1 protein-coding gene is annotated in these 254 nt (G+C 73.6%); it reads left to right on the top strand.

From position 1 onward, the window contains the following. Positions 1-79: 79 nt before the first annotated feature. On the top strand, positions 80-254 hold a 175-nt coding region (locus tag SB719_RS21405; RefSeq protein WP_412159922.1), incomplete at its 3' end, for a diacylglycerol kinase.

The following is a 254-nucleotide window of genomic DNA, read 5'->3' as shown; positions in this document are numbered from 1 at the left end:
CCCCGCGGGCCCGCCCGGCGCGCTCCGTTCCCCGCGATGCCGCCATGCCGGTCTTGCGGGACGTGGTCGGTGACGCCTGATGGCCGACGAGACCGGGCATCTGCCGCGCAGCCCCGCGCGGATGCTCAAGGCCACGGTCTGGTCGCTGCAGGGATTGCGTGCGGCCTGGCTGCACGAGTCCTCGTTCCGGCTCGAGGTCTACGCGCTGGCCGTGATGGGGCCGTTGGCGATCTGGCTCGGCGACACCGGCATCG

Source organism: Pantoea sp. SIMBA_079 (assembly GCF_046940275.1).
Lineage (GTDB): Bacteria > Pseudomonadota > Gammaproteobacteria > Enterobacterales > Enterobacteriaceae > Pantoea > Pantoea borealis.
The sequence above is the reverse complement of the archived record's forward strand: the minus strand, read 5'-3'. Positions and strand labels throughout refer to the sequence as shown.